Below are 1,386 nucleotides of genomic sequence, written 5' to 3' on the forward strand. Positions count from 1 at the left end.
CCTGATCAGCCATTTTCGTCCATGCGGTTCGACGCCGAGGGGTTGCGTCGAACCGCTCAGGCGCGTCGTCCGGGCGGGACACGCGGGGTGGGGGATAGTTGGCGCTGTGGTCGCTTGCCATTGCGCCCGGTAGTGCTCTGGATCAGGGCATTTCGGTCGTTTGACCACTGGTAACGGTTCCGTCACGACGCTTGCCAGGTAGTAACTGGTGTTGCAAGAGTGAACTGCTGGGTCTGGTGTTACTAGTGGGAAGGGAGGGGCGCTCCGCCCGAGCGCCGCCGCTTATGAAACGAAGCATCACCAAGTCCGGAATTTGCACGGCCGTCACCGCGGCGGCCATCACCACCGCGGCCGGGATAGTTCCGGTGGCCGCGCTGGCCGCGCCGGCGCTGCCCGAACTACCGCAGAAATTGGCCGGGAAGACCATCTTCCTGGACCCGGGCCATCAGGGGCCCAATCACAGTCAGGACACCAACAAACAGGTCAGTGACGGTCGCGGCGGCACCAAGGCGTGCCAGACCACCGGCATGACCACCCTGCACGGCATCGCCGAGCACACCATCACCTGGAACGTCGCGCAGTTGGTGCGCACCTCGCTCGAGGGCCTGGGCGCGCACGTGGTCATGAGCCGTCCGGACGACACCGGCTGGGGCGGCTGCATCGACGAACGGGCCCAGGCCGCCAACGCCTCCGGCGCGGACGTCGCCGTCAGCATCCACGCCGACAGCGGGCCCGCCGACGGCAAGGGCTTCCACCTCATCGTGCCGCAGCTGCCGGTCCCCGACGCCAAGGTCAACGAGGTGCAGTCCGGTGCGGGCCTGGCCGCCAGCAAGGCCATGCGCGACACCTACCTGCAGAGCGGCTACCAGGCCGCCACCTACAACGGCGCGGCGGAGGGACTCCAAACCCGTTCCGACGTCGCGGGTCCCGCACTGACCCTGGTGCCGGACGTCTTCCTCGAAATGGGCAACGGCGCCAACGCCGAGGACGCCCAGCAGCTGGAATCCCCGGAGGGACAGCTCAAGCACGCGGTCACCATCACCACCGGGATCGCCTCCTACCTGCTCGGCGTGCCGGTGCCCGCAGCCACCGACAAGCCGGCGGAGAAGGCGGCCGAGCCGGGAATCCCATCGGCGCAGCAGCTTCCGGCACAGGCTCCGGCTCCCGAGGCCTTGCTGGCCCCGCAAGCCGCGGTCCCGGTTCCTGAAGCCAGTGCCCCGCAGGCTCCGGCCGTCGTGCCCGAGGCCGTTGCGCCGCAAGCGCCCGTGGCGGTGGCTCCGCAGGTTCCGGCGGTCATCGTTCCGGCGCACGCCCCGAAGTCCCCGCCGATCATCGTTCCGGCGCGGGCTCCGCAGTCGACGACTACTCCGGCGGCTCCGGCCCCGG

The 1,386-nt window shown here is 69.6% G+C and carries 1 protein-coding gene; it reads left to right on the top strand.

Annotation, left to right across the window (positions count from 1 at the left end; all coding sequences use genetic code 11):
• Nucleotides 1–284: 284 nt before the first annotated feature.
• A partial coding sequence (locus tag ACIRS4_RS37060; RefSeq protein WP_404204495.1) for an N-acetylmuramoyl-L-alanine amidase occupies nt 285–1,386 on the top strand: 1,102 nt, incomplete at its 3' end.

It is taken from the genome of Streptomyces sp. NPDC101166 (assembly GCF_044768125.1).
GTDB lineage: Bacteria > Actinomycetota > Actinomycetes > Streptomycetales > Streptomycetaceae > Streptomyces.